Annotated in this window: 2 protein-coding genes; both read left to right on the forward strand. The window is 43.1% G+C overall.

Annotated features, from left to right (window positions below; translation table 11 throughout):
- Positions 1 to 240: 240 nt before the first annotated feature.
- Positions 241 to 1542 carry a phosphoenolpyruvate mutase gene (aepX, locus tag Q7P41_RS02130; RefSeq protein WP_303881770.1) on the forward strand — a complete coding sequence of 434 codons (1302 nt, stop codon included), beginning with the start codon at positions 241 to 243 and terminating at the stop codon, positions 1540 to 1542.
- Positions 1543 to 2349, forward strand: an 807-nt coding sequence (aepY, locus tag Q7P41_RS02135; RefSeq protein WP_303881772.1) for a phosphonopyruvate decarboxylase, incomplete at its 3' end; no start/stop codon positions are given. It lies immediately after the preceding gene.

Raw genomic sequence — 2349 nt, forward strand, 5'->3', positions numbered from 1 at the left:
TAACCCGGGCAAGAAAGTATATAATATATGCGAACTAAAATCAGAGATAGATCAATTTCTAGAAGATCCTGATTATATCAAGAAATATTTGCCGGAAATTCGATCTGTACGCAGCGAAATATTTGAGACTGAGGTATCCTGTCAACGAATAATCGATTTCCTTGAAAACATTAAATGAATTTGTATGAAGTCCCATCTCTAATGTCTTGTATTGTAGCGTTTTTAGGAGGGAAGGATAGAATGAAAAAAGTGTATTTGTGCATGACGGGAGATATACTGCACCATGGACATATAAACATAATCACAGAGGCAACCAAGTACGGAGAAGTCATAGTTGGTTTGCTGACAGACGAGGCGATTGCAAGCTATAAGAGGATCCCCCTGCTAAACTTTGAACAAAGGAAAAGGATAGTGGAAAACATAAAGGGGGTAAGCCGGGTAATACCTCAAAGGACGTTGGACTACACGGAAAACCTGGAGAAAATTAAGCCGGATTACGTCATCCACGGCGACGATTGGAGAGAGGGCATACAAAAACATATAAGGGAAAAAGTGATAGAGACGTTAAAAAAATGGGACGGAAAACTCATAGAAGTGGAGTATACAAAGGACGTATCGGGAAGTTTGCTTGACGAAAAGATTAAAAAGATCGGCACTACCCCGGAGGTTAGATTAAAACAGCTTAGAAAATTAATTGAGCTCAAGCCCTTTGTAAGGGCGATCGAGGCGAGCAACGGCCTAACCGGCCTGATTGCAGAAAACACCAAAGTGGTAAAGGACGGACAAGTCAGAGAGTTCGATGCCATGTGGGTCAGCAGTCTGTGTGACTCGACCATGAAGGGAAAGCCGGACATAGAGCTGGTGGATTTAACATCAAGGATAAACACCATAAACGAAATCATGGAAGTGACGACAAAACCGATAATCTTGGACGGAGATACGGGCGGACTTAAAGAACACTTCGTGTATAACGTAAGGACATTAGAGCGACTTGGAGTGTCCGCGGTCATCATCGAGGACAAGATGGGATTGAAGAGAAATTCCCTCTTTGGGACGGAGGTAGTACAGGTCCAGGATGACCCGCAAAATTTTGCGGAAAAGATAAACGCCGGAAAAAAGGCATTGCTCACTAAGGATTTCATGATAATAGCTAGGATTGAAAGCTTGATATTGAAGGCCGGCATTGAAGATGCCCTAAGAAGGGCCATAACATACATTGAGGCAGGGGCAGATGGAATAATGATTCACAGCAAAGAAGAAAGCCCGAAAGAAGTAGTTGAATTTTGTGAAGAATATAAAAAGTTGGATTTCAGAGTTCCCCTGGTTGTAGTTCCGACTACCTACAACAGCATAACGGAAGAAGAGCTGTCAAGTTATGGAGCAAAGATAATAATTTACGCCAATCACTTACTTAGAAGTGCATACCCTGCCATGAAAAAGACGGCGGAGACCATACTTGAAAACGGCAGAAGCTTAGAGGCCGAGAAGTACTGCGCCAGCATCAAAGAGATCCTTACGCTGATACCAAGCGAGGGAATATAAATGTTAAACCCTAAAGAGGTATACGAGCTTTTAAGGGCCGAAGGCATAGAATTCTTTGTGGGAGTTCCGGATTCATCGCTTAAAAGCTTTTGTGCATATGTAGCAGACAACACGAGCGATGATAAAAACATAATAGCAGCCAACGAGGGAAATGCTGTGGCCATAGCTGCAGGTTATCATTTGGCTACAGGTAAGACGGGCTTGGTTTACATGCAAAATTCAGGCATAGGAAACGCCATAAATCCCCTGGTCTCCTTAGCGGATAAACATGTTTACTCCATCCCCATGATATTGCTAATAGGTTGGAGAGGAGAGCCCGGAATAAAAGACGAACCTCAACATATAAAGCAGGGCATGATAACGACACAAATGTTAGAGACGCTGGGCATAGATTACGAAATATTAAGCAAGGAGATAGACCATGTCCGATTTCAAATTAATAAAGCGAGGGTGAAAGCAGAAAAAGACAACGCGCCCTTTGCCTTAATAGCAAGGGCCGATTCTTTTGAAAGATACGAGATGAAGAAAAAGGTCACATGCAGCTGCACGTTAATTAGGGAGGAAGTCTTGGAGTATATCTTAAAAAACTTAAACTCAGGTGAAATTGTCGTCTCAACGACCGGCAAGACATCCAGGGAGATATACGAAATAAGGGAAAGAAACGGCGAGGGTCACGAAAAAGACTTCCTGGTTGTAGGCTCGATGGGCCATGCTTCCAGCATAGCGTTGGGCATAAATTTGGCTTTAAAGGGCAGGAAAATTGTCTGTATTGACGGTGACGGCGCATTTCTTATGCACATGGGAGCG

The sequence above is a fragment of the Acetomicrobium mobile genome (genome assembly GCF_937920065.1).